Raw genomic sequence first — 24,355 nt, 5'->3', positions numbered from 1 at the left:
TATACTCACTCCTTTCCCATACGGAGATATTTTTCTCTCAGATACCATGCCTGTTCTGATGAGATGACCTGCTCTACTTCATATGAATTGATCAGCGCATTCAGGTCGCACCACCAGAGATCCCAATGGTTATCCTGCCTGCCGCTATCAATGATGTTCCATGATTCCTCCATTCTCAGGATGGATTCGTGGAGGTCTTCCGGCAGTCCACATTCCAAATAGGACTGGTCCAGCGGCTTTCCCGTTTCCGGATCATATTGTGCGTTTCGATCATTCATACCTGCGTCCTCGCTTGTAGCACCATTCTATTGTTTTTATTATACCGACTTATCCCTGTTTTAGCAAGTAGTGTTGCCAGACAGCCCAGTAGATCATGCCGCCTTTTCCAGTTCGGCTCGGATGCGTTCCCGCGCCAGCTCCGCGTAGGTGTCTGTGACTTCGATGCCGGTTGCGGTATAGCCCTCCTGCACAGCCGCCAGCACCGTGGTACCGCTGCCAGCAAAGGGGTCCAGAATATGCCCGCTCGGTTCCGTGATCTTCACGATGTCCCGCATCAACTGCAGCGGCTTCTCCGTCAGATGGATGCGGCTCTGGGGATTGCCGTATTTGAACACCCCCGGCAGACACGGGACTGGGCGGCTGATGGGCATATCGCCGTTGGAGCCCCAGACGATATATTCCGCCTGCTGGCGGAAGCGCCCCTTCTGCGGGCGGCTGTTGCCCTTATCCCAGACAGTGGTGCCTCGCCAGATCCAACCGGCCCACTGGAGAGCGTCTGTCGCCGCGGGAAGCTGCCGCCAGTCGATAAACATACATACCGGCGCACCGCTCTTGCATACCTTTCGCGCTTCATACAACCACTCCGCCGCCCAACGGGTCCAGGAGCGCTGGTCCTTGGCGTCCCCATCGAAAGGGGGCGGCGCATTCTCGCCCATGCTGGAATACTTCCTGGCTGTGGATTTGTTTTTCTCCGCCTGGGTGCGTCCACCGGACGCATAGGGCGGATCGGTGATGACCGCGTCAAAGGTGTTGGGGGCAAAGGTCCCCAGCACCTTCAGGGCATCCCCCTGGAGGATGCTCCATTTCTGATTATCGCTCATGCTCATGCTTCTCCTTCTTTTTCGTTCGATTTTCGCGGGGCGGAGACAGCTCCGTCTCCACATATTCGCTGATGATTCCCAGTGCTTCCTCGTAGCTGTGGCACGCTCCGCCCATGATGCGGGTCTGCATTTCCTTTGCTTCTGCCGCCATGCCATTCTGCCGAAGAACTCTGGCGGCAATACCCATCAGATGGAAGATGTTGCCGTCCTGCCCCAGCAGAGGGCAGAGAGGGCGGGGGTTCTCCTGCCGGGCGGAGCGAAACCCGCCCAGCCTGTTGGGAACATAGTCGGACAGCCATGTGCCGCCGAATGCGCCGTGGGTCTGCAAACGCCACATCGCCAGCTTCCCCATATCCACCTGAATGTTCTCGAAGGGGAACAGCAGATTGTTGAGTCCATCGTGCTGAAAAACCTTGACCGTCTCAAAGCGGCTGCCATTCTGCAGGATGCCGTCCTGCGTCAGCAGGTCATTGATGCCATCCAGCCACTCCCGCGCCTCGCCGCCGCAGCCCTGCAGCACCAGTCCCTCCTGATGCTCCATATCCCGCAGATCGTCCGCAGTGATCCTCTCAATTGGCATTTATCTCTCCTTTCTTTTGGGATGCCGTGCAGGCGGCGTCCGGCCAATGGTTTTCTGATCCGTCAACACGGGGATGCCCAGCTCACCGGCTTTATAGATCTCCTGCCACATCCCATCCGTCCAGACCGGACCGTACACATTCATCTGCTGGCAGGATTCCAGCAGGCGCAGTCCCATCGCCCTGGCTTTTTCATCCTGGGCGGGATCGTCGGGATCTGCGACAGGCGGGAACAGCAGATGCGAACAGATAGGGATATTTCCCTCCACAAACACCTCCTGCGCTTTCTGCCGCGCAAACTCCACATTGTTTGTCACATCGCCCCGCAGCGGAGCACAGATATAGACCAGCTTGGGGCCGCTCCGTTCCAGCTCCGGCGTGCGCTCCCGGAATGCGGACAGATACTGTCCGACGGCATCCCGCAGAGCGGCATAGTCCGCGGCAGTGGGGTGATAGGCGTACCATTCCACTTTTCCGTAGTCATCCCACAGGTGGGGAATGACGCCGCTGCGGAAGTTGGGGTTGTTCGGCACCTGCTTTTTACCCCAGACATCCTGAAAGCGCAGCAGCGTCCGGTCCACCACGCCCTCCGTGCGGTTGAGCACCGTGAGGCGGATGGCGTCATATTGGCTGGAGATATGGGTAGAGAGAAACTCCGCCCGTACACGCAGGTCCTTTCCGAGATCTCCCACGCACACACGCCCGGAGAATTGAGGCTGATCCACGAGATCGCTGTGTTCAAACAGCTTTCGCAGCTCCTGCTCATATACGGTCATCGCTCCACACCTCGTTTCTTTGGCGTTTTTGTTTTCATGGGACTTACTTCTTTTTGCAGAGGTTTCAAGGTCTCACGCCCGATGCCGCGGATCACGCTGCGGCTCTTGCCGCTCAGGACAAAGGTATCCCTTGTATCGTTGCGGACTTCCTCGCAGGGCAGGATCACGGCAGAACCGGTGATGCGGATATCCCCCTGCACCGTGCCATACACCTTGCAGTTGCCGGACAGGATGGGAGTTCCCATCGTATGGGGATTGTGAATGATCTGCGCGTTTCCGGAAGCCAGCGCTTTTCCGGTCATGGAGGCTCCGCGGAGATAGGCGTTGTCCTCGGCGCGGCTGTGGCCGCTCATCACGCTGCCTTTTGAAACATAGGCGCTGCCACAGGCAATGGCGTCGCCCCGCAGACAGGCGTCCCGATCCACATAGGCGTCACCCGCTGCAATGGCGTCATCGAAGATCCATGCGCAGTCTCCCGGCTCCGCGGACAGGTTGCTTTCGCTTTCCACGAAGCCACCTATGTCGCCTGCGCGGATCTCACCGCAGATGTCCCGCAGTGCGCGGATGCGGTGCAGGAACGGATATTCCTCATGGGCAATGTCTGTGATCTCATATTTTTGATTGCTGATGGTTCTCATCTCCTTTTTCTTTTTTATGCCGCTTTTTGGCACAGGGCATCTTCTTTTCGGAATGCCGCATCGATGTCGGAAAAGCGCTCCGTGCGGTTGAATTTCTCGGACACCTTTCCCGGCATGGCCTGCAGCTCCAGCATTCTTGCCCACAGCTCCGGATGGTGGTCATAAAGGTGCCGCAGTTCCTTCCGCTTGGCATTCGGGCAGAACCAGCAGCCGCCACGGTCGGTAAACGCATAGACAGGAGAAAGCAGCCCTGCCTTTTGGCAGAGTTGCTTTGCATCTTCTTCGGTGTAGTGATATTTTTCCAGCAGGGACACCTGATTTTCCTGCAAGCGGCGCAAGCGCACCGGCTCATCGCTGGCGATTCCCACATACTGCTCAGTATCCGGCGTCAGAGTCCTCTTATACCGGCGGATGGGACGGAGCTTGCAGTCCCGCTGAACGTAGCAATGCCCGCACAGAGGGAATCCGCGCCGAAGTCCTTTTTTCGGGCCGCGGGTAATGGCTCCGGCAAACAGGTCCAGATAGGTCTTATCCGAACGCAGCACACGGACCGGAACCCCCAACTGTTCCAGCCTGGGGATCGCGGTCTCATAGATGAATGCCCGATGCTCCGGCACCTCGCCGGAGGTCCTTTTATCGAACATCACCTCACAGTAGACCGCTTCATCCAGCGGTTCCCCGTGCTCCAGCGCCAGCAGGATCGTGGCAAGGCTGTCTTTGCCGAAGGAGCAGGACGCGATATGCAGGGTTTTCTTCTTTTCTTTTGAAATCGTGATCATCCTCTCTGATTCTGTTTTTACTGCCAGTATTGTCAGCAGGCGGAGAGTCTGCTATAATAGCGCATATCATTTCCAGTCATTTTAGATATGAAGGAGACGAAACACGATGAATAAAACAGAACTGCTCACCGCCATGGCGGAAGCCAGCGGCCTTACCAAGAAGGACTGTGACACCGCTCTGAATGCGTTTGTCGACACGCTGCAGACTGCGCTGAAGTCCGGTGACAAGGTACAGCTGGTGGGCTTTGGCACCTTCGAGGTGAAGGAGCGCGCCGCCCGCACCGGCAAGAATCCCGCCACCGGAGCCACCATTGAAATCCCCGCTTCCAAAGCGCCGGCTTTCAAGCCCGGCAAGGCATTCAAGGATTCCGTACAGTGATAACACGCCCGCGAGAGACCATCTCTCGCGGGCCTTTTCTGTTATCGCTCCGATACGCCCATGTCCTTGGCGCGGCAGACACATTCCAGAACCTCTGTCATATCCGTGCGCTCCCAGGGCGCATCCGCATGGGTGAAATGTCCGTAATTGCAGAACTTGCGGAAGATGGGCTGATCCAGCCCCAGCGTCCCGATCATGCCGTCCGGCGTCAGGTTGAATACGGTACGGACAGCCTGCTCCAGCACATCATCGGAATAGATGCCGGTATACTCCGTATCCACCGTCACCGCTACAGGCTGTGCCTTACCGATGGCATAGGCAAGGCTGATGGTGCAGCGCTTTGCCAGTCCTGCCGCCACGATGTTTTTGGCGATATAGCGGGCCATGTACGCGCCGCTGCGGTCCACCTTCGTTCCATCCTTGCCGGACAGCGCGCCGCCGCCATGAGGGACAAGGCCGCCGTAGGTATCTACCATCAGCTTGCGTCCGGTGAGCCCGGTGTCCGCTTCAAAGCCACCCTGGACAAATCGTCCGGACGGATTGATTAGCACCTCGGTATGTTCGTCCAGCGGGAGTTCCTGCATGGCGGGTCGGATCACATGGCGCAGAATGTCCCGGCGCAGTTCCGGCAGTGGCAGATTATCCTCATGCTGGCAGGATACCACCACTGCGGCAATGCGGTACGGAACTCCAAAGCGGTATTCCACAGACACCTGCGCCTTGCCGTCCGGACGCAGGCCGGGGATAATGCCCTGCCTGCGGGCATCGGTCAACAGGCGGGTCAGTCGATGCGCCAGCACCACAGGCAGGGGCAGCAGCTCCTTTGTTTCGTCGCAGGCAAAGCCGTACAGGATTCCCTGATCTCCCGCGCCGGTCTCCGTGCCGCCGCACACGGCTTCCGCAATGTCGGGACTCTGCTCATGGGTGATGACCTCCACCTCATAGTCGCTGCCGCCGTATCCGGCTTCCCGCACCGTTCTGCAAATAATGGCAGGGATGTCCGGAAGCTTCGCTGCCGTGATCTCGCCTGCGGCGATGATCTTTCCGGCTGTCGCCATGACCTCGCAGGCAACACGGGCAGCGGCGTCCTGCGTAAGACAGGCATCCACCACCGCGTCCGCGACGGTGTCGCAGAGCTTGTCGGGATGTCCCTCGGTGACTGACTCAGCGGTCAAAATGCAGCTATCTTTCATATTCATGTTTCTCCTTTTTCATCGGTTTCTTATGTGCCTCCGGCTGTTTCGGAACAGAAAGGATCATTTCGTTGCTGTATTTGTCCTTGTACTTTTCGATCTGCTGCTCCGTCAGCGAGGCAAAATCATCCTCTTTAAGACCGGCAACAAAAAATGTGCCGCAGACAATGTCATACGGCACACCGTGATCATCGGTCAGGGCGCGGTTCCACGGCAGGCCCAGCAGCTTGCCCTCGTCATTTGCGATGAGCGCCACCGGGTCATCGAAGGGATAAACTGCCTGAATGGTGCCGCCTACCAGTTCCTGCATGGCAGAAAGGGTGTGGTCGATCTCCTGCACCGCAGGCAGTTCCATGGGGCACACCACAAGGACTTTCATTTTTTCTGTGCTGATATGGGTTCCTCCTTCTTCAAAAGAAAAGCGGCAGCGACAGATTCCTCTGCCGTTGCCGCAAATGGTGATTCTTATTCTTTTTTTGATGCCAGCGTCCGGGTCTTCAGCAGGGCATTCTCCAATGCCCGATGATCTTCATGCTCCGGCCACCATTGGGGGCGCAGGAATCCCAGCGCCGCAGCCGCCCATTCATAATCGGTCCGTTCCAGTGCGCCGCCCAGCAACCCCTGCCGGAATTTTCGGTGCCGCTCCCGCACCGCCGGGTCCACGCTGTCCCGTTCCAGATACAGTTCCAGAAAGCCGCCGAGGACAGCGGCTTCTTCCATCGTGTAAAACATATCCGCCCCCCTTTCACAAACAGGGGATATTGTAACACAGACCGTGGAAAATGAACACCTCTTTTTTCACTCCGACTGTCTGTTGCGCGGATACCGCGCCTGTGATACACTGTGCTTACGAACAAAAATATGAGGAGGCGGCTGTGATGATATGGTTTTGGGAGCTTTCATGGCTGTGGAAGATGCTTGGCGTCGCTTTACCGGTTTCCGCGGTATGCGTCGCCGCGGCCGCACTGATCGGCAAGGCGGCAAAAATCCGCCCCGGCAAAAAGGTTTTCCTGCTCGTTGGGATCTTGGCCTTTGTGATCTCTATTCTGGTGATCTTCTTTCTTGCACAGACGCCGGCGCTGCTCTGAGTTACCGCTCCGGCCCTCTGTTTCGCTCAGGCGCTCGCTTTGGCTTGTCGATCCTGCCGCTCCACACCTCGTCAACGGTCCTGTCCCACGCAGCCTGTAATGATTCCACCGGCAGGCCGTTGGCTTCAAAGCCCCGCTGGATCACGCGGTAATAATACGGGGACGGCAGTGCAGGCTGGCGGCAATACGGCTCTGCCATGATATAGACCATGACGGGGATCTCTGCACCGGCCGCATCCTTAACAGTCACGGTTTCTTTCGTGTAGTGGCGGGGATACCCTTCATAGCGGTCCAAAGACTGTTCACACTGCGGTGTGAGCTTCCACACCAGTCCGTGGACAGTACTGCCTTTTTTCGGCGCAACGGTAGCGAAACCGCTGCCGCGGAACCGCAGTTCGTAGTTTTCCAGCCTGACTGGGCCTACGATCTCGGCATCCGGACAGCGCTGCGCCATCTGCTCCAGATCAAGGTTGCTGCCGTAGGCAAAATACAGGTTTTCCTCCATATCACACCTCCAGCATCGTCAGAGCGCCAAAGCGTTCCAGATGACGGAGCAGGGCTGCCGCCTGTGTCTCCGCATCGCCATCCGGCAGCGGGCAGTCCATTCCCGTGGTGCGCATGACATTATTCTGTACAAACCAGATGTAGGTCTCCACATCCGGGAACTCTGTGGGATCAAAGCTGAGATTCCGAAGCTGTTCCATGATCCCGGCTGCGGTTCCTTCGTACACGGTATCTTCAATTTGAATCTTCAAAGGCTTCACCTCTCCATTTCTCTGGATCTTTTCTTCTTTTGATTGACTGTATAGCTGTCCTTATCGAAACGCCATGCGCGGTCACCAGATAAATTTGCCAACAGGTGGTCACGGGTATGCTTGAATTCCTCGCCGTTGAGCCCCAGCCGCACCAACCAGACCCGGAAGGTGAACAACTCATTGTCACTGTGGGTCTTGCGCATGACCGTGCTGCGCTGGGCGATAGCCTGGGCGGAGATGGCAAGGCACAGATTCACATAGGCGGCGACTTTTCCCGCGTGGAGCGTGGAATTGAAACAGCGCCATTCCACCGTCCCCCGGTAAAAGACCGAATGCAGGTTCAGCGCGTAATAGCGGGTCCAGTTATAGTGGTCTGCGCTGCCGTTATCTCCCTCGTACCAGATATTCTCCAGTTGCGTCAGGTCCCTGGTCTCATCCGACGAGAGCCTGCGTGCCTGCTTCAGCATGGGTTCCCGCACCTTCTGACACCAGCGGGACGCCCGGCTTTCATTGACCTGCAGCGCTTTGAACAGGATATCCTCCTTGGAGTACATGATGCCGATGAGGTTTTTTAGACTCTGCCGATTATGGTTTGCGGCGTCCACATGGACATGGATGCCGCAGGAGCTGTTGGCCTTGGCCCCGGCATGGCGTACCTGCCGGACACATTCCTGCAGCTTGGGCAGTTCCGCATAGGTGAGCTTTGGCGTTACCATCTCCACGCGGTATCTGTAGTCACCCGTTGCACGATAGCCGCTGCCGATCTTCTGCTCCCCGTGGATGCTGGAGTCGCTCATGACCGTCCACTCTTTGCCGTCCCGATCCGTCACACACCATTTATCGTAAGCGCCGCCCACATAGCGGGCGTCCGTTGCAAAATACGAAGCCAGCGCTGTTGCCGCCTGCTCACGGGTGATGCCGGTCATTTCCACTTCCACGCCGAAGCACTGATCCTTCAGCCCGATCATGCGGCAGCACCGGCTTTCAGTTCCGCATCCACCTCCCGGATACGGCGTCCGATGGCTTCAATGACATTGGCGGTGACGCTGTTGCCTGCCTGCTTATATGCCTGCGCGTCGGACTGGATGGCGAGGATGCGGTCGATCTGCCACTCATCGAAGCCCTGCAGCCGCAGACACTCCCGCGGCATCAGACGCCGGATGCGTCCGCCACGTTCCACGATGCCCTGGATACAGCTCGTCTCCAATGTGTGGGCGATATTCTGTCCCACACGACCACGGCGGGTATTGCTCCCGGAAAAGCCGAGATCGACGCTGTCACCGGGATTCGCCTCCTTATAGCCCTTTTTCGTGGCTTCCTTGATGAGCAGAACGCCGGAACGCTCTGCTCTATGATTGGACAGCGTTGTCTGACCATAACGGGCAGTGAGGCAGCGGGCGGTGTCCGTTTGCTTTGGATGCCCGCCGCAAAGGTCTATCAGCACAGCGTTTTGCGTTTGATTCCGGTTGATGCCTCTGAAATCGCTGGCGTTCAGTGAAATTGCCGTATCCCTCTTTCCGACGATCCCATCTTTCCGATTAAAGCCCACCAGATATAATCCTGTTTTGCCGCCCACACCTCCAGCGCCGGCAGTCTGCGTGCAGGCTATTCCGTCTGCGTCGTAGACACGGGAGCCTTGCGAGCCTCCGAGGACTTGTATAAGAGCTTTTCCACCTGTGCCGAAGATAGGAAATATTTTTCCGGCGCATCGGGGATCAAGATAGCAGATAAGGAGCAGCCGCCTTCTGGATTGCGGGACTCCAAAATGTTTGCTGTTAAGCACCATCCATTCCACGCGGTACCCCAGGTCATTAAGCGTGGCGAGGATGACAGAAAACGTCCGGCCTTTGTCATGCGACAGCAGTCCCGGAACGTTTTCGAGCAGAAGATACGAAGGTCGTTTGGATTGAGCCAATCGGGCAATTTCAAAGAAGAGAGTGCCACGGGTGTCGTCAAAGCCCCTTCTTCTGCCAGCGATTGAAAATGCCTGACAAGGGAATCCTCCGCACAGAAGGTCGAAGTCCGGCAGGTCTGCGGGGTCGATTTTTGTGGCATCGTGATAATATCGTTCCTCCTTTCCCGGCTCATAAATGGCCTCATAGCTGGCATTGGCGTATTTGTCGATCTCGCAGTGTCCTACACACCGGAAACCGCCCGCGCGGGTCAATCCCGTGCGGAAGCCGCCGATGCCGGCGAACATATCAAAATATCGGATCAGGTCATCTCATCTCCTTCCTGCAGGGCAAGCAAAAAGCCGAGGACGCTTTCATCTACATCCCTAACTCTGACGCTATCCTGCGCTTCTTCTTTGGTGAGCTGCACTCCCCGCAGTTCCTGCCGGATGGTCTGGCGAACGGCGTCCAGCAGTTCCTGCTGCCCTTTATACTCACAGACCATGCGGCAGACCGCGGCGGTGCGCTGCCCCGCGGGGATCTCCGTCAGCTTCTTCCACGCCCTGCGCTGTATGGGTGAGGACATGGAAAAGGACAGATTGATCCGCTTTTTGTTACTGCTCATCGTTCTTGGAGAGACGTTCCGCCAGCCGCTCATAGCCTTTGGCGTTGAGGGACACATCGTCAAGGATGACTGGACGGCAAAGGCCGTCCGCAGCGGATACATTCCGCTTCAGCAGCGCCGCGCCGCCGCCCAGAAAAACAGCAGGCATGGCACGGGTATCCAGTCCGCTCTCCGTAATGGCGGAGAGCAGGCGATGGACATAGGCGTCTGCCTGCCGGTCAATAATTTTTCTGGCATCCTCGTTGATATGGACAGCATCGCCGCGCAACACGCTTTCCATCTGTGCCGCCGTCATAGACAGGCCCAGTGCGCGGCGGATCTGCTCACCGATCTCATCCAGACAGCGGATCATACCGAGTTCCAGACTGCGGCAGGTCGATGCATTGGGGATACGGTTGTCCAGGCGCATCAGATCCACTGTCCATCCGCCAATATCCGCCACGATCACAGAAGGCTCATCCAGCAGGATGCTCTGGGTCAAAACTGCGGCATAGCCCTGCGGGAACAGTGACACCTTGCGGATGGCGATGGAATATTCCTGTCCCTCATAGCGGAAATTCACCGCTTTCCCATCCCGGAGCAGATAGTCCCGGAATACGTTTTTCTCCCGCCCGAAGCTGGTGAGGGGTAGTCCTGCCGCCAGATGGATCTCTGCCGCAGGCTCCGCATGACGGAAGGAGAGTTCCTTTGCAATGGCCGCCAGCGTGAGGAGGTAATAATCCTCTGTCTGCGTTTTGTTCTTCTGCAGCGCCTGACGCCCGCTGCCCACCACATAGAATTTTCCGCCGTATTCCAGCACGTCCTTCAGCGTATATGGCTCATGCTCATACGCTACCAGGCCGGAGGGGAACGAGAAATGGGCTGTTTTCATAGCGGCATAGCCGTGGTCGACACCAACAATCATGGACTCGCTCATCTTGCCTCACCTCCACGGCTGCGTTTCTTCTTATTTGATGTCTGGCGCCGGTCATAGTCCTTTCCGGCATGGATCAGATCCCGGATCTCCTTCAGCTGCGGATTCCAGCGTGTTTGACCGTCCCACTTCGGATGCTTCGCGCAGAGCCGGGGCAGATATTTCTTCAGATCCGCACTCTCTCTGGGAAACTCGATGCCGCCCTTATAGACGATATCCTGTTCCAGCTTCATCAAAAGCGCTTCATATGCGCTCCAATCTGTCTGATCATAGGCGCTTTTCCCGGTGAGCTGCTCGTAGGCATAGTCCCCGACATAGCTCAACTGCTCAAAGCAGCAATCGCCGTAGGAAACGACATCCGCAAGGCTGTCCGGGTCTGACAGTGCGGCAAAATAGACCTCGCGCCCCTGTGCGATAAGCCAGGCGCGGAAGTCGATAAACCCATCATCGCTGCAGCCGTATTCCTTCATGATCCCTGCCGCGTCCCACAGACCGTACTTGTCCGCGAGATCTTCATAGGCGTGGATGATGTCGTGGAAATTCTGCGCCTGTACGGAGCCCATAGAAACCAGCCGGTCTTTCAGATAGGCCAGCATGGCGTCCATATCCTGCCCGCAGACGTTTTTTGCCTCATGGATCAGGTCCCAGAAGGATTCTTTGTTGATCTCTGTGATCGGTTCCTTCACATTCTTCATCTCCTTTCCAATACGTTTTTTGATGTGCGCTGCCGCACCCGCGCAGACCTTTTGATAAAACGCACGATACTCCGGCGTGGTCTTATCCACTTCACCGAGAACAGCACGCTCATAGGGTGTGCCGGGGACGAGCTCCCAGGTAACGGTCCCAAAGTATGCCGCTTCCAGATACCGCAGCAGCGTGTGTCCGTCTGCCAGCTCAAACATTCCCCGGTTATCCTCATAGGGAAATTCTTCATAGACCTTGAGCCCGGTGGCTTCTTCCGCGGCGGCATACAGCGAGAAACCGTCTGCGTCCAGCGTCGGCGCAAGCTGCGCGTACTGTTCCTCCGGGGACAGCATTTTGTCATGCTGCTCCATCTGACCGCTCCTTTCTTACCCAGCCCGCAAAACGCTCTAAAAAGTGAACGCGCCCATGCACCTTCCCGGCAGACACATCCAGCCCATTCATCTGCGCCTGAATGCGGCGCTGGATGGCTTTCAACTTCTGCGGGTCATTGCAGCAGTCTACGATGACATACTCGCCGCCGCTGGTGGAGAGGATTTCCCGCTTGCCGTTCTCGTCCCGGATGCCGGACAGGAGACGCTGTCCCAGCCGTTTCCGGTAGGCGTCCTGGAGCGCATCCATATCTCCGCAGACATCATGCTTTTTCAAGATCTCCGCGATCTCACAGGAAGTGATCTTCGTCTCGGCAGACAGCTTTTGCAAAATCTCCGCCTGCGCGTCAGGCGGGATTCCCGTCCGACTGGGCATTGTTTTCTTCACTTTCTGCATCGGCACACCTCCAATCCGCGGGCAGGATCTTCTGCTCGATGATATCCGCAATCGTCCGGAACACCTCCGCCAGCTCGCGGGATTCCTTCACGGTATCCTGCATTTCCTCCGGGGTCATCCGCGTCCCGTCCGTCCAGCAGCGGATATTTTCTTCGGACGGCGTCAGCAGGACGGCTTTTTCATACGCTTTGCAGAAAAGCGCCGCGATCTTTCCTTTCCGGTCGATCTCGGCATCCTGCTTTTTCAGTTCTTTTTTCGCTTTTTCGTATTCCAGCGCTTCGGCGGCCGCCTGCTCCCGCTGCTCTTCCGGAAGGTCCTGAAGCTGCCGGGTCAGGTCATAGCCCTTGTTGATGGACAGTTCCTTTTTGTCCAGCGCCTCCTTGATGACCTCCGGGGCATTCTCATCGATCTGCATGACCTTGCCCATGGTGCGCTCACCCAGGCCGACTGCTTCTGCCAGCTCCTTGCGGGTGTCCACAGTATCGGAACTTTCCGGCAATGTTGCCGAAAGGTCTGTGCGTGTCCCTTGGTTTGCCCTGGCTTTTGCCTCGATCTCCGGCTTCAGCTTCAGCGCGATCTTACCCAGCTCCCACTTTTCCAGATTTCTGCGATTTTTCTGCGTGTCCAGCGCCCACTGCTTGGCTTCCAGCAGATCCTCGAAGGAGAATACCGCCATCGTATAGGGCAGGCCATGCTTTTCGCACAGTGCCTGACGGTTATGCCCGTCCACGATCACCATGTCCTCATTGACGATGATAGGGGAGTAACAGCCGTTTCGCAGCAGATCCTCTTCCAGAGCGGCAGACTGCTCCGCGCTCAAAGGCGGGAGCAGCTCGGCCATCTCAGGCAGGATCACAGGACTGCGCTCTGCGCTGGTGTATGTGATCCCGGTATTTTTCATCAGGCAGCGACCTCGCGGACAGACTCATCTTCCAATTCCTGCGCCGTTTCCTCCGCCTTGCGGGGAGACAGGAATTCCACATCGCTGGCTTTGATGAGGAAACCGGGCTGGCGCTGGGGATCGTCCGCGAAGGTGATGGTCTCGAAATCGCCGGTAGCTGCCAGCTTACAGCCCTTCCACGCAAACGCCGCACAGCGCTCGGCCAGAGGGCCGCGCACCTTGATGGAGATATAATCGGTGAGCTTGTTGCCGTCCTTATCCTTATAGCGGCGGTCCGAGGCGATGCGCAGGATAGCGTAGGGTTTGCCGGTGGCCTCGTTCATCTTCAGTTCCACTTCGTGGGTCAGATTGCCAATGGCAGTAATTTTCAGCATATTCAGTGCTCCTTTTTTTAATGGTTAGGTTTAGTTAAAAAGTGCGGGTGGTCTGCTCTCAGACCACCCGCAGGGGGATACAATTTACTTGCTCCAGCTTTCGTTCTCGCCCAGCACGGCGGTGTGGGCGTTGGCAGCTTCCATGACGGCGTAATACGCCCAATGCTTGCGGCTCACATCCGGGAAGGTGTTGAGCTTGCGGAGGTTGTCCGCAATGTAGTCCTCATCCGCTTCGCGTCCCAGCAGGCGGTTGACAATGGTGACGACCTCAGCGCGGTTGATCTCGCGGTCTGCGTGGAACGAGCCGTCCCCGTAGCCGTTGATCCAGCCGTGGAGCGCGGCGTACTTGATGTATTCTGCCGCCCAATAGCCGGAAGAAACATCGTTGAAGCCGCTGAACTGCTCCATGATCTTAGCGTCGCCATCACCGTACACATCAAAGAAACGGACAGCCATCGTGGTAAACTCAGCACGGGTAATGGCATCGTTGGGGGCAAAGATGGTCTTGCTCTTACCGTAGGTAATTCCGTTGTTGCTCAGATACTTCACATAGCCGCTATACCATGCATGGGCGGGAATATCCGCAAATTTGGTATTTGCCGCCGTGGAAATGGTATCGCCGTTCTTCTCGGCAAGCAGGCGGGCGAAGATAGCGGCGGCTTCCGCGCGGGTCATGCTGTGGCTGGGGCCGAAGGTGCCGTCCGTGTAGCCGACGATGTAAACGCCGTGGCGCTCGGTCTGCTCCACTTCGGGGACGGTCAGCTCACCGTTTTTGTCGGTCTTGCCTGCGGCAGACTGGCCGAGATCACCCTTGACCGTAACATTTTTGCCCTGCTGGGGAGCCTTCTTGTGGTCGGCCACGATGACCGTCACCTGATGCTTGGCGTCCAGATCTGTGCCGTCCGGCAGATTCACCGTGATATTGCCGGTCTTGCCGATGGACACTGCACTGCCGGAGATGGGGCGCTTCGTGTCCGTGCGGATGACCTTGACGGTCAGCGTCCAGCGGTCGCCGTCCGCATCCTCATAGCCAGTAGTGACCTTGCCGTCCTCGTTGGTCTTACCGCTGCCGGTGGGGACGGTGATCTGACCTGCCTTGTTCGTTTTGTCTGCGGCATAGTTGTCGTTCTTGTCCGTGACAGCGATGCTCATGTCCGGCACAGCGGACTTGTCCTTGACAAGCTGCACGGTCACGGTGGTCTGGTCATCGTAGTCCAGCAGGCGGCTATTGGGCAGGCGGATGGAGATGCTGTTATCCTTGTGGAGCGCAACGGCGGCGTTTGCCACGGGATTTTTGGTGTCGGTATCGGTGACGGTCACAAGGTATCCGCCCACAATGGCCTCACCCTTACTGTCCGTGGTGGCGCTGTTGTAGATTTTCTCAATGGGCTGCGCCTCCAGCTTTTCACCGCACACGGTACACTCCTTGTGCTTGCTGCCCTCGGAATCGGTAGTCGGCTCCTTGTCGATGATCCAGTCGCCGGGTTTATGACCGGCAGGCTCGGTATAGTCGGTCTTGGTAGTGTCGCCACAGCGGGTGCAGGTGTTGGTGGTGTAACCCATCTCGGTGCAAGTAGGGGCGGTCACTTCGGACTTGTAATCGTGTCCCAGCGCGTTTTTCAGCACTGCGCCGCAGCGGGTGCAGAGCTGGGGTTCCGTGCAGGTAGCAGGAGCGCCGGGGATGTGGCCATCCGCGGGGTCGGCATCCAGACGGTGATAGCCGCAGCGGGTGCAGCGGTATTCCATCACGCCCTCGCCGGTGCAGGTGGCGTTGGTGACAAGCGTACCCTCGTCCCAGCTATGCCCCAGCGGAGAAGTGTAATCCGTGACAAAGCTGCTGCCGCAGCCGTCACAGCGGTGGATGGTCTTGCCGCCGTTTTCGCAGGTGGCGGAAATCACATGGGATTCGTAATTGTGAGGCAGCGCCGCCGTGATGTCCTCAATGTGACGATCCCCGCAGACGGAGCACTCGCGGACGGTGTAGCCGGGATTGGTGCAGGTGGCGGCCACGGTGTAGGTCTCATAGGTATGCTCGCCCTTGGGGGTGGCAGTCTGCTTCATCTGTCCACAGCGGGCGCAAAGTTCCAGCAGTTTGCCGTCCGTTTCGCAGGTGGCGTCACGGATGACGGTGCTCTGCCATGCGTGACCCAGAGAGTCCACATAGTCACGCTTTTCGATCTTACCGCACTCCGTGCAGAGATAGCGGTCATAGCCCAGGGTGGTGCAGCCGGCTTTGGTGCTGTCCAGCAGAATATACTTGTGGTTTTCACCGCAGCCCTTGTCGGTGCAGCAATTTCCGTTGCAATGCTTGTTCTGACAGCCACAGTTGGGGTTAGAGCAGCCACAGCCGCAGTTGCCGTTTTCATCTATGGTATCATCCCGCAGCCAGACATAGGCCACACCGTTTTCCGTCATATCCACACCGTCACAGGTGTAGGTGATCTCGTAATAGACAGTGTACTGACCCTCGTCCGTATAGTTGGGTGCGGTGGTCATGGTGCAACTATCTGCGGTATTGCCGTAGCGGATGGCGGTACGGACACCGGACTCGGACAGATCCGTGACGCTGATGGTATGGGGCTGTCCGTCTACCACGCCGTAGTAGCTGGCAACAACGGCCTTGGCCGCCGTGTAGTCATAGCAGGTATAGTCGCACAGGCGGCACTTCTCCACGGCAGCGAAACGGCCATGAGCGGGCTGGGGCAGAGTCTCTGTTTCCATATCATGCCGTTCCAGCACAGAGGATTTCTCGTAATTCGTACCGTAACAGAAGCAGCAGTAGGTGCCGCCCTTGGTGACAGTGCGGTGGTACTTGCTGTCTACATATTCATGGGTAACGGTCTCCGGCAGACCCAGATAAAATTTGGCGGCGCAGTCATGCAGAACGTAGATGTTCTTGTCCCATGCGTAGGGGGCGCCGTTGGTCTCGTTACTGTTCCAGTCTCCACAGCGGCTGCATACGGATTTGGTCCAGTGGTAGCCGGTGTAATAGGCGTTCTCGCCGGGGACACCGGCATCCAGACTACCTACCGTTACTTCGTCAATACACATCCCGTTGGAATACTTGACGTTGCGGTTCAGGGCCGTCTCACCGGAGCGAGTATACTCCGGAACACGCCAGACGGTGAAATCCGTGTTTTCCCGGCAGGTGGCGCAGTAGAAGGTCTCATGGGTGACGATGGCGTTGACATCCAGTTCATTCGTCCGGTTGCTGGCCTGCTGCCAATGCTCGACGGGATCATGGTAGCTGTTCTGCTGGGCGGCTGATGCCGTGGGGATCATGCCAAGGCACAGGGCCAGTGTCAGAAGCATGGCCAGTACACGGTGAGAAAAGAAATATTTTTTATTCAAATGCGAACTTCCTCCTTATATTTTCCGAATAGGTTTCTTTGGATCTTTCTTGTTGATTACTTGGTTACCGCCCCCTCTCAGGTGTTTTTCTTTTTTGCAGATACTCATTCCAGTCCTTGCCGCTGCGGGGTTCCTCCACGGTCACGGCGTAGCCCAAGGCTGCGTATTTGTCCTGTAATTGCCGAGCCGCCTCCCGTCCCGGCCCATCTGCGTCCAGGCACAATTCGATCCGTTTGATCTGCGGATGATCTGCCAGATAGGCTTGCAGCGCGCCGTCATAAAGGCCGCAGAGGGCCAGCGCGTTCGGTGTGTTCCGGTGGAGTGTGAGATAGCTCATCAGGTCGATGGGCGCCTCGAATACGAAAACCTGATCTGAGCTGCGGTCATACGGGAGTGCGAAGCCAACGCGTTTATCGCTGCCTGCCACATCTCCGCGGAAGCCCTTGCCATCCCGGTCATAGGTTCCACGCAGAGCCGCGTATTTTGCCTGCCCCGCGCTGTTCTTTCCGACGAACACGCAGTTGTGATGCTCGGCGTCCTCATACACCAGGCCGCTGTTCAAAAACTGGCGGATCACCTGTGGGGCGATGCCGCGCTTGTGCAGGTAGGCAAACACCCTGCGGTCATCCGTATTCCGGGGCGGCAGGGTAAAGGGCTTTTGCACCTCGTCCCGCTTGACGGAAGACGCCGCTTTGGCGGGGGAGTCTCTTGCCCTGCCGTGAAAGGCCAGTAGGTACTCCACAGCCTCCGAAAAGCTCTTGCCGCAGAATTGCTGCAGGAAGGTAATGGCGTCCCCGCCGGTATTCTGCGAGTACCGAAACCACTTGCGGCGGTCCTTGATCCGCAGGCTGTCCATTTCCGCTGTGGTATGGTATCTGCCGATCCGCCGCACCTGATAGCCCAAATGGGTCAGCAGCTCCGGCAGATCCGTTTCCTTGGCGATCTGCATTTCTGTGTCTGTAAAGCGTCTTTTGATCTCGCTTGCCATGGTGATGACCTCCTTTCTGGCGAAACGCAAAAAGCCACCCAGGGCATCCGAGGTTCGGATGCCCTGGGTGGCTTTTCCCTAAATCGTGTTCTTTTGTTTGGCTTTCGTGCGGGCTTACACGGCGTTATCTTCGTTGGGGGTGTCCGTGTTCGCTGGAGCGGTCACGTCGGCCACACGGGGCGCGACAGGGGCCTCAGTGGGGGTGTTCTGCTCCGTGGCGTTCTCAGTGTCCGCTTCGTCCAGCGCCTGCGTGATCAGGTTCAGCACGAAGTCTCGCTGGGTGAGCTTTTTGCCGGTTCGGAGCGTCTCGCGCTCCAGATGACGCTTGATGCGCTGGAAGAGTTCTTCGGGGATCTGGAATGCCATGGTTCTGCCTTTTTCAGTCATTTGAATGCCGCCTTTCTGATTTTTCATCATGTTGTAATAGTCTTGGATGAGGTTGGCGATGTACTCGCTGGTGGTCTGGCCCAGCCGTTCCCGTTCTTCGCTGACCCGCTCATGCAGATCAATGGGGATCTGAGCGCACAAATTTTTGGTGGTTGCCATTCTCGGATACCTCCTTCGTATTTTTGTAACGCAAGCATACCCGAAAGGTTATGAGAAAGCTATTACCAACACCACCAAGGAATGATAGACAAACAAGGCGAAAGCAACATAAGCACCAATGTAACGAAAAAGGCCGCCGTTCTCTCCCACATGGGGAGCCGAACGGCGGCCTGCCTTCTTATGCTTTATTCTTTTTTAGCCTCGGTGTTCAAGTCACACCAGTCCATAAGAGCGCTCTGCTGCATCTCTGAAATGTCGCCTCTCGCGTGGAAAAACTGATTTTCCGAAAAACTCGTTTTTTCTAACTTTTCCGCCAGAAAAAGCCTGTAAAGATGCAAAAACACCGCACTTTCGTGCGGCGTTTTCTGTGCTGCATCTTTCATCAACACATTTTGGAGCTACTGATGTGACTCGAACACACGACCTGCTGATTACGAATCAGCTGCTCTACCAACTGAGCTACAGTAGCATATAAACTTATTCGCGGCGGAGGACGATCGGCCGTAAATCAACCGTTCTGACACAACGCAGCTTGTGCCATGGGAAAACACAACTCTATCACACGGGTGTCATCATACCATATTTTTGCTGCAACGTCAACACCTTCTCTTGGAAAGTCAAGGTATGCAATCCGCCCGTATAATACGGATTGTATTTTCGCAATCCCTCCTGCAAAACGAAATTCCAAATTCGACCGATCCTGCGGATATTCTCTGTTTTTTCTGCAGGCGCCGCATCGGCCTTTTCCCTTTTTCTTCTCCTTTTTTCGACAAACATCAAATTTCCACAACGTTTCTCTCCTTTTTTTCACTCAAACAAACTTTCTCTTTATTTTTACATAATTCTTTCCATAACTTATCACTACAAATAGTTATCCACAGTTTCCACAGTGTTTTCCACATGCTATTTTTCGTTTGTTTTCAGCAGTTTCATCGCATTTTTCCTTTTATTTACAGTTCCCAGAACTCTATTATACAGATTTCTCCCCCTTCGATATCACTTTACATAAATTTTATTTTCCCCGCACTTCTTCCCATATTATGCAAGACAAGACCGATTTATGAAGGTACACCCCCCTCCTCATTCATTTCGACAAGTTTCGTCCCTTTACAACGCTGTTTTTCTTATGGCCCAATATGCATATGGAAAAAAGAGGAAGTTTGCCGCTGTCATAAGGCAGCCCGGCAAATTTCCTCTCTGTTATCATTTATTGCGATATGTCGCGGGTCGCATAGGCATTGAGCGCCATGTCCGCCACATGTCCCGCCAGGTACTCATAGTAGCCCTGGGAGCCGATCATCGCTCCATTGTCGCCGCACCAGCGCATGGGCGGCAGGTAGAGCTTGTACCCCTCCTGCTCACAGACGCGCTCCAGATCGCCGCGGATACGGGAATTGGCGGCCACGCCGCCGGCCGCCACAATAACGTTTCGGCCCGAGCGTCTGGCGGCCTCTATGGTGCGGGGCACCAACTCACCGCTGACGGCGGCGGTAAAGTCCGCCGCCAGCGCGGCCCGGTCTATCGTTTCCCCCTTCTGGGCCGCGTTGTGGGCCAGGTTGACAACCGCGGTTTTCAGACCGGAAAAACTCATATCCAGGTCGCAGCCGCCGACTTTGGTCCTGGGCAGCGCGTATACGCCGCCGGAGGACTGCTGAGCCAGGTCGTCCATGGGCTTTCCACCGGGATAGGGCAGGTCCAGCACGCGGGCGGCTTTGTCAAAGCACTCCCCGGCGGCATCGTCCCGGGTGGCCCCCATAATCTTGAGGTCCGTGTAATCCCTGACATCCACCAGCAGCGTATTGCCTCCGGAGATGCACAGGGCCAGAAACGGGGGCTCCAGCTCCGGAAAAGCCAGATAGTTTGCAGCGATGTGTCCCCGGACGTGGTGGACGGGGATCAGAGGAACGCCCAGTGCGTAGGCCACGGACTTGGCAAAGCTTAAGCCCACCAGCACCGCACCGATGAGTCCGGGCGCATAGGTCACCGCCACCGCGTCCACCTCAGTCCGGGTGATGCCCGCCTCCTTCAGGGCCTGCTCCGCCAGGCCGGCAATGGCCTCCACGTGCTTGCGGGAGGCAATCTCCGGCACCACGCCGCCGTAGACGGCATGCATATCCGCCTGGGACAAAATGGCGTCGGACAGGACTTTGCGCCCGTTCTCCACCACCGCTACCGCGGTTTCGTCGCAGGAGCTCTCAACTGCCAGTATCTTCATGGACGCTCCCCTCTCATTTCTCCGCCCAGGGGGCGCAGGGTTTGAGGGCTTCGCCCTCAGCCAGCGGGATCTGAATATACCGCTCATAAGTTTCCGGTGTGAATTGACTGCGGTAGAGCGCCTGGTGGTAGCGGATCAGCACCGAATCCGGCAGGTTCTCCTCAGCCCAGTAGAGAGTCTTGTAGCGCACGCCGAATTCGCCGCAGTCATAGCCCGCGCAGCGTGCGTTGTTCCGCTCGTAAAATCCCAACCGCCGGTGGATCAGCCCGTCCCTGGCCGGATCCCCCGTGGGGGCCTCTGACTCCCCTAACAGCACCTGGCCGTCATAGAGCTCCAGGCAGCGGCGCAGCAGCTCCGCGCCGGCTCCCCGGTTTCTGTGCTCCTCGCACACCGCCAGATAGTCGATGAGGCCGCAGCCGTCAAAGCCGCGCAGCAACAGCAGCTCGCCCAGCCGCTGGCCGTCCTCCTCCAGGACATACACCGTATAAATACCCTTGTCCATCAGCCGTTCCATGGCGGAAAAAGGCCTGAGCTCCTCCGGCGGGAACGCCCGCTTCAGATCAGCTTCGTATAGTTCCCGCAGTTCTTCCCTGCTTGTCAAGATTCTCAGATTCATGATGAAACTCCCGTGTCATAATGAGCGCATCCTCTCTTGGATGCTCATAGTAATTTTTCCGCCTTCCGGCGCTCCGAAAGCCATGGTGCCCGTAGAGGACAATGGCCGCCGTGTTGGACGGTCGCACCTCCAGCGTCAAAAAGGCAAGCCCATTGGCCTGGGCAAAGTCCACAAACACCTGGACCAGCCGGGAGGCAACCCCCTGCTGGCGGTGATCGGGATGTACGGCGACGTTGGTGATATAGCCCTCGTCCACCACCACCTGAAGCCCGGCATAGCCGATGACGTTCTCATCGCCGTCCAACGCCACCAGAAAGGCGGCGCATGCGTTTTCAAGCTCCTCCGCCAGCATGTTCCGGGACCAGGGAGTGGAGAAGCAGATGCGCTCTAAATCCGCCACCGCGTCCAGATGGTCTGCCGTCATGGGTACAATCTTCATTTGCTCCGCTCCTTACTCTTTTGCATCCAGCCAGTTCTTCCCCGTGTGGGCCTCGGCGGTCAGCGGCACGGCCAGGTGGGCAACCGCCTCCATCTCCTCTTTCACCAGCCGCTCCACCGTCTCCGATTCCTGGACAGGACACTCCACAATCAGCTCGTCGTGTACCTGGAGCACCAGTCTGGAGCGGAGTTTCTCCCGCTTCAGGCGGCGCCAGACGGCCACCATGGCCAGCTTCATGATATCCGCTGCAGTTCCCTGGATGGGCATATTCAGCGCCACACGCTCTCCAAAAGAGCGCATGTTGTAATTGGAGGACTTGAGCTCCGGCAGAGCGCGCCGGCGGTGGTAGAGCGTCTCCACCACCCCTTTTTCCCGGGCCCTCTCCACAATCTCCTCCATATACCGCTTCACTCCGGAGTAGGTGGCAAAGTACTGTTCCATATACTCCTTCGCCTCCCACTGGGCCACGCCGATGTCCTGAGCCAGGGAAAAGGGCGAGATGCCATAGACGATGCCGAAGTTTACCGCTTTTGCCCGGCGGCGCATCTCATGGCTCACCTCCTCCGGCGCCACCCCAAACACCTGGGCCGCCGTGGCGGTGTGGATGTCGGCATGGTGGAGGAAGGCGTCCTGCATGGCCTTGTCGCCGGCAATGTGGGCCAGCAGCCGCAGCTCGATCTGGGAGTAGTCCGCGTCCACCAGGACATTCCCTTCGCCGGGAATGAACATCCGACGGATTTCGCTGCCCAAATCCGTGCGGGTCGGGATATTCTGAAGATTCGGCTCCGTGGAGGAGAGCCGTCCGGTGGCGGTGACGGTCATCTGGAAATTGGTGTGGATCCTGCCGTCCGGCCCGATGACCTTCAAGAGGCCGTCGGCATAGGTGGACTTCAGCTTGGCGTACTGGCGGTAGTCCAGCACCGCCTCCACAATGGGGTGCTGGAAACGCAGCTTCTCCAGTACGTCCGCGTTGGTGGAGTAGCCGGTCTTGGTCTTTTTCGCCGGAGGAAGCCCCAGCCGCTCAAAAAGCACCTCCCCCAACTGCTTGGGGGAATTGATGTTGAACTCCATGCCCGCCATCTGATAGATGGCCGCCTCCAGCTCCCGGATCCGCTGGTCCATGGTCTGGCCAAAGCGCTTGAGCTCGCCGCCGTCCACCCGGAAGCCGGTTTGCTCCATCTCCGCCAGCACCGGACAAAGGGGCAGTTCCGCCGTCTCAAAGAGCTCCCAAAGCCCCTCCTTCTCCAGCTGGGGCCGCAGCGTGCCGTACAGCGCGGCGACGGCGGCGGCATACCGGGAAAAGGAGGCCTTTGCCTGCTGCGTGTCTCCAAGGAGGGAGAATGCGTCCGGCTCCAGATGCAGCGCCTTGGGGAGCTCCTCATTATAATAGGTCATGCAGAGCCGGCCCAGGTCATAGCTGCCGGCGGTGGCGTCCAGAAGATAGGCGGCCAGCGCCGTGTCAAAGAGGAAGCCCTCCGTGCCCAATCCGTTTTCAAGCAGAAGGCGCATCAGATCCTTCACGTTGTGGGAGACCTTCTTCACCTCTGCGGAGAAGAGCCCCCGGAGAAAGGCGTTCCAATCACCTTCAAAGCTGCTGAAAAAGAATTCACTGACCGGCTCTCCTTCTCCGCGGCACACCGCCACGGCGGAGAGGTCCGGCAGCGTCAGCACCGCCACGTACTCCTCCCGGCGCCACAGCTCCAACAGCTCATCGGCTTTGGAGAAGTCTGTGACGGTCTCAAAGGCCACGTCGCCCTGCCGCTTCTCCCCGGCGCCGGTCTCTTCCGGCCGCAGACCCCACTTCTCGATCAGCTTGGAAAACTCCAGGCGCAGAAAAAGGTCGTACAGCTTGGGCTTGGGCGGGCGGCAGAGATTCTCCTCCGGGGCAAACTCCAGCGGCGCGTCGGTTACAATGGTGGCTAAAAACCGGGACTGCTCCGCGTCCGCTTTCCCCTCGGTCAGCTTTTTCACCACGCCCGGCTTGGCCGGCGTCTCCGGAGCCGTGAAGATCTCCGGCAGGTGAGCGTAGAGCTCGTCGATGGAGCCATACACCTGCACAAGGCCCATGGCGGTCTTCTCACCGATGCCCCGGACGCCGGGGATGTTGTCGGACGTGTCGCCCATCAGCGCCTTCAGATCGATCATGTGGACAGGCTCGAATCCATACTGCTCCCGAAACGACTCCGGAGTCATATCCTTTGTGGTGGTCTGGCCCATCCGGGTGGAGACCAGCTTCACCTTGGTGTGCTCCGTAATCAGCTGGAGCGAGTCCTTGTCCCCGGTGACCACCACGCAGTCCCAGCCCTGGCGTTCGCACCTGCGGGAGATGGTGCCCAAAAGATCGTCGGCCTCATATCCCTCCATCTCATATCGGGGGACGTTCATGTCATCCAGCACCTCTTTGAGCACCGGCATCTGCATGGCCAGCTCCTCCGGCATCCCCTTGCGGGTGGCCTTGTAGCTCTCCGCCGCCTTGTGGCGGAAGGTGGGCGCATGCATGTCAAAGGTGACGCACAGCGCGTCGGGGCGCTCCTCCTCCGTCAGGCGCTGGAGCGTGGTCAGAAAGCCGTACACCGCGTGGGTGTAGAGCCCGTCCCTGGTGGATAGGGGCCGGATGCCGTAATAGGCCCGGTTGATGATGCTGTTTCCGTCTAAAACCATGAGTTTCATGGGATTGCCTCCCGACTGCACAATAATAAAATAGTATACCCTAAAATCAGGTAAAAAAGCAAGAGCGGC

The 24,355-nt window shown here is 57.5% G+C and carries 30 protein-coding genes and 1 tRNA gene; 2 read left to right on the top strand and 29 right to left on the bottom strand.

Features of this window, described 5'->3' with window-relative positions; all coding sequences use genetic code 11:
* Positions 1–5: 5 nt before the first annotated feature.
* The 6 genes from KQI82_RS07240 to KQI82_RS07215 form a co-directional block, all read right to left on the bottom strand.
* Positions 6–278 (bottom strand): hypothetical protein, encoded by a 273-nt coding sequence (locus tag KQI82_RS07240; protein ID WP_147563492.1) that lies wholly within the window; start codon positions 276–278, stop codon positions 6–8.
* 93 nt (positions 279–371) lie between these two features.
* On the bottom strand, positions 372–1,100 hold the full coding sequence (locus KQI82_RS07235; RefSeq protein ID WP_216632172.1) for a DNA-methyltransferase: 729 nt from the start codon (positions 1,098–1,100) through the stop codon (positions 372–374).
* A complete protein-coding gene (locus KQI82_RS07230; RefSeq protein WP_216632171.1) occupies positions 1,090–1,680 on the bottom strand; it encodes a hypothetical protein in 591 nt (196 codons plus the stop codon). Before KQI82_RS07230 ends, KQI82_RS07235 begins: the two co-directional genes overlap by 11 nt.
* Positions 1,681–2,454 (bottom strand): DUF7768 domain-containing protein, encoded by a 774-nt coding sequence (locus KQI82_RS07225; RefSeq protein ID WP_216632170.1) that lies wholly within the window; start codon positions 2,452–2,454, stop codon positions 1,681–1,683.
* Positions 2,451–3,092: a hypothetical protein gene (locus tag KQI82_RS07220; protein ID WP_216632169.1), complete on the bottom strand. Its 642-nt coding sequence runs from the start codon at positions 3,090–3,092 to the stop codon at positions 2,451–2,453. The genes KQI82_RS07225 and KQI82_RS07220 overlap by 4 nt, the downstream gene beginning before the upstream one ends.
* Positions 3,093–3,106: 14 nt before the next feature.
* Complete coding sequence (locus KQI82_RS07215) at positions 3,107–3,871, bottom strand: adenine nucleotide alpha hydrolase family protein (protein WP_216632168.1); 765 nt, start codon at positions 3,869–3,871, stop codon at positions 3,107–3,109.
* Between the two features lie 106 nt (positions 3,872–3,977).
* Between KQI82_RS07215 and KQI82_RS07210 the strand changes: the two genes are divergently transcribed.
* Positions 3,978–4,250: an HU family DNA-binding protein gene (locus KQI82_RS07210; protein WP_216632167.1), complete on the top strand. Its 273-nt coding sequence runs from the start codon at positions 3,978–3,980 to the stop codon at positions 4,248–4,250.
* A gap of 41 nt (positions 4,251–4,291) precedes the next feature.
* Here KQI82_RS07210 and metK read toward each other — a convergent pair whose 3' ends face one another.
* The 3 genes from metK to KQI82_RS07195 all read right to left on the bottom strand — a co-directional run bounded on the left by metK (position 4,292) and on the right by KQI82_RS07195 (position 6,175).
* Complete coding sequence (gene metK, locus KQI82_RS07205) at positions 4,292–5,443, bottom strand: methionine adenosyltransferase (protein ID WP_216632166.1); 1,152 nt, start codon at positions 5,441–5,443, stop codon at positions 4,292–4,294.
* Complete coding sequence (locus KQI82_RS07200) at positions 5,433–5,822, bottom strand: DUF3846 domain-containing protein (RefSeq protein WP_216632165.1); 390 nt, start codon at positions 5,820–5,822, stop codon at positions 5,433–5,435. The genes metK and KQI82_RS07200 overlap by 11 nt, the downstream gene beginning before the upstream one ends.
* Before the next feature lie 86 nt (positions 5,823–5,908).
* Positions 5,909–6,175 carry a hypothetical protein gene (locus KQI82_RS07195; protein WP_216632164.1) on the bottom strand — a complete coding sequence of 89 codons (267 nt, stop codon included), beginning with the start codon at positions 6,173–6,175 and terminating at the stop codon, positions 5,909–5,911.
* 146 nt (positions 6,176–6,321) lie between these two features.
* On the opposite strand from KQI82_RS07195, the gene KQI82_RS07190 reads away from it, so the two are divergent.
* On the top strand, positions 6,322–6,531 hold the full coding sequence (locus KQI82_RS07190) for a hypothetical protein (protein ID WP_216632163.1): 210 nt from the start codon (positions 6,322–6,324) through the stop codon (positions 6,529–6,531).
* Between the two features lies 1 nt (position 6,532).
* Here the strand turns inward: KQI82_RS07190 and KQI82_RS07185 are convergent, their stop codons facing one another.
* The 20 genes from KQI82_RS07185 to polA all read right to left on the bottom strand — a co-directional run bounded on the left by KQI82_RS07185 (position 6,533) and on the right by polA (position 24,286).
* Positions 6,533–7,036, bottom strand: coding sequence for a gamma-glutamylcyclotransferase family protein (locus tag KQI82_RS07185; RefSeq protein WP_216632162.1), 504 nt, complete (start codon positions 7,034–7,036; stop codon positions 6,533–6,535).
* A gap of 1 nt (position 7,037) precedes the next feature.
* Positions 7,038–7,286: a hypothetical protein gene (locus KQI82_RS07180; protein ID WP_216632161.1), complete on the bottom strand. Its 249-nt coding sequence runs from the start codon at positions 7,284–7,286 to the stop codon at positions 7,038–7,040.
* A gap of 5 nt (positions 7,287–7,291) precedes the next feature.
* Entirely contained in the window at positions 7,292–8,254 is a 963-nt protein-coding gene (locus KQI82_RS07175) for an amidoligase family protein (protein WP_216632160.1), read from the bottom strand.
* The gene (dcm, locus tag KQI82_RS07170; protein ID WP_216632159.1) at positions 8,251–9,486 is read right to left on the bottom strand and encodes a DNA (cytosine-5-)-methyltransferase; all 1,236 of its coding nucleotides are present in this window, start codon (positions 9,484–9,486) and stop codon (positions 8,251–8,253) included. Before dcm ends, KQI82_RS07175 begins: the two co-directional genes overlap by 4 nt.
* A 14-nt stretch (positions 9,487–9,500) precedes the next feature.
* Positions 9,501–9,803 (bottom strand): hypothetical protein, encoded by a 303-nt coding sequence (locus KQI82_RS15645; RefSeq protein WP_241426650.1) that lies wholly within the window; start codon positions 9,801–9,803, stop codon positions 9,501–9,503.
* Complete coding sequence (locus KQI82_RS07160; protein WP_216632158.1) at positions 9,793–10,719, bottom strand: ParM/StbA family protein; 927 nt, start codon at positions 10,717–10,719, stop codon at positions 9,793–9,795. The genes KQI82_RS15645 and KQI82_RS07160 overlap by 11 nt, the downstream gene beginning before the upstream one ends.
* On the bottom strand, positions 10,716–11,771 hold the full coding sequence (locus tag KQI82_RS07155) for a DUF4240 domain-containing protein (protein WP_241426649.1): 1,056 nt from the start codon (positions 11,769–11,771) through the stop codon (positions 10,716–10,718). Before KQI82_RS07155 ends, KQI82_RS07160 begins: the two co-directional genes overlap by 4 nt.
* Positions 11,758–12,165 (bottom strand): synapsin-1 (Synapsin I), encoded by a 408-nt coding sequence (locus KQI82_RS07150; protein WP_241426648.1) that lies wholly within the window; start codon positions 12,163–12,165, stop codon positions 11,758–11,760. The genes KQI82_RS07155 and KQI82_RS07150 overlap by 14 nt, the downstream gene beginning before the upstream one ends.
* Entirely contained in the window at positions 12,137–13,087 is a 951-nt protein-coding gene (locus KQI82_RS07145) for a ParB N-terminal domain-containing protein (protein WP_241426647.1), read from the bottom strand. Before KQI82_RS07145 ends, KQI82_RS07150 begins: the two co-directional genes overlap by 29 nt.
* Entirely contained in the window at positions 13,087–13,461 is a 375-nt protein-coding gene (locus KQI82_RS07140; protein ID WP_216632156.1) for a single-stranded DNA-binding protein, read from the bottom strand. Before KQI82_RS07140 ends, KQI82_RS07145 begins: the two co-directional genes overlap by 1 nt.
* 84 nt (positions 13,462–13,545) lie before the next feature.
* Positions 13,546–16,812 (bottom strand): S-layer homology domain-containing protein, encoded by a 3,267-nt coding sequence (locus KQI82_RS07135; protein ID WP_241426646.1) that lies wholly within the window; start codon positions 16,810–16,812, stop codon positions 13,546–13,548.
* A 64-nt stretch (positions 16,813–16,876) separates the two neighbouring features.
* The gene (locus tag KQI82_RS07130; protein ID WP_241426645.1) at positions 16,877–17,800 is read right to left on the bottom strand and encodes a DUF3991 domain-containing protein; all 924 of its coding nucleotides are present in this window, start codon (positions 17,798–17,800) and stop codon (positions 16,877–16,879) included.
* A 114-nt stretch (positions 17,801–17,914) separates the two neighbouring features.
* A complete protein-coding gene (locus tag KQI82_RS07125) occupies positions 17,915–18,346 on the bottom strand; it encodes a translation initiation factor 2 (protein WP_241426644.1) in 432 nt (143 codons plus the stop codon).
* 185 nt (positions 18,347–18,531) lie between these two features.
* Positions 18,532–18,729 carry a hypothetical protein gene (locus KQI82_RS07120; RefSeq protein WP_216632155.1) on the bottom strand — a complete coding sequence of 66 codons (198 nt, stop codon included), beginning with the start codon at positions 18,727–18,729 and terminating at the stop codon, positions 18,532–18,534.
* A gap of 10 nt (positions 18,730–18,739) precedes the next feature.
* Positions 18,740–18,815: transfer RNA gene (locus KQI82_RS07115), tRNA-Thr, on the bottom strand.
* A gap of 89 nt (positions 18,816–18,904) precedes the next feature.
* Positions 18,905–19,123 carry a hypothetical protein gene (locus tag KQI82_RS07110; protein WP_216632154.1) on the bottom strand — a complete coding sequence of 73 codons (219 nt, stop codon included), beginning with the start codon at positions 19,121–19,123 and terminating at the stop codon, positions 18,905–18,907.
* A 430-nt stretch (positions 19,124–19,553) separates the two neighbouring features.
* Entirely contained in the window at positions 19,554–20,561 is a 1,008-nt protein-coding gene (tsaD, locus tag KQI82_RS07105) for a tRNA (adenosine(37)-N6)-threonylcarbamoyltransferase complex transferase subunit TsaD (protein WP_216632153.1), read from the bottom strand.
* Between the two features lie 13 nt (positions 20,562–20,574).
* Entirely contained in the window at positions 20,575–21,177 is a 603-nt protein-coding gene (locus KQI82_RS07100) for a GNAT family N-acetyltransferase (RefSeq protein ID WP_216632152.1), read from the bottom strand.
* Positions 21,122–21,616: a ribosomal protein S18-alanine N-acetyltransferase gene (gene rimI / locus KQI82_RS07095; RefSeq protein WP_216632151.1), complete on the bottom strand. Its 495-nt coding sequence runs from the start codon at positions 21,614–21,616 to the stop codon at positions 21,122–21,124. The genes KQI82_RS07100 and rimI overlap by 56 nt, the downstream gene beginning before the upstream one ends.
* A 12-nt stretch (positions 21,617–21,628) precedes the next feature.
* Positions 21,629–24,286: a DNA polymerase I gene (gene polA / locus KQI82_RS07090; protein WP_216632150.1), complete on the bottom strand. Its 2,658-nt coding sequence runs from the start codon at positions 24,284–24,286 to the stop codon at positions 21,629–21,631.
* Positions 24,287–24,355 lie beyond the last annotated feature (69 nt).

This window comes from Dysosmobacter acutus (assembly GCF_018919205.1).
Taxonomy (GTDB): domain Bacteria; phylum Bacillota; class Clostridia; order Oscillospirales; family Oscillospiraceae; genus Oscillibacter; species Oscillibacter acutus.
Note: the sequence above shows the minus strand (reverse complement) of the source record. Positions and strands in the feature narration are given on the sequence as shown.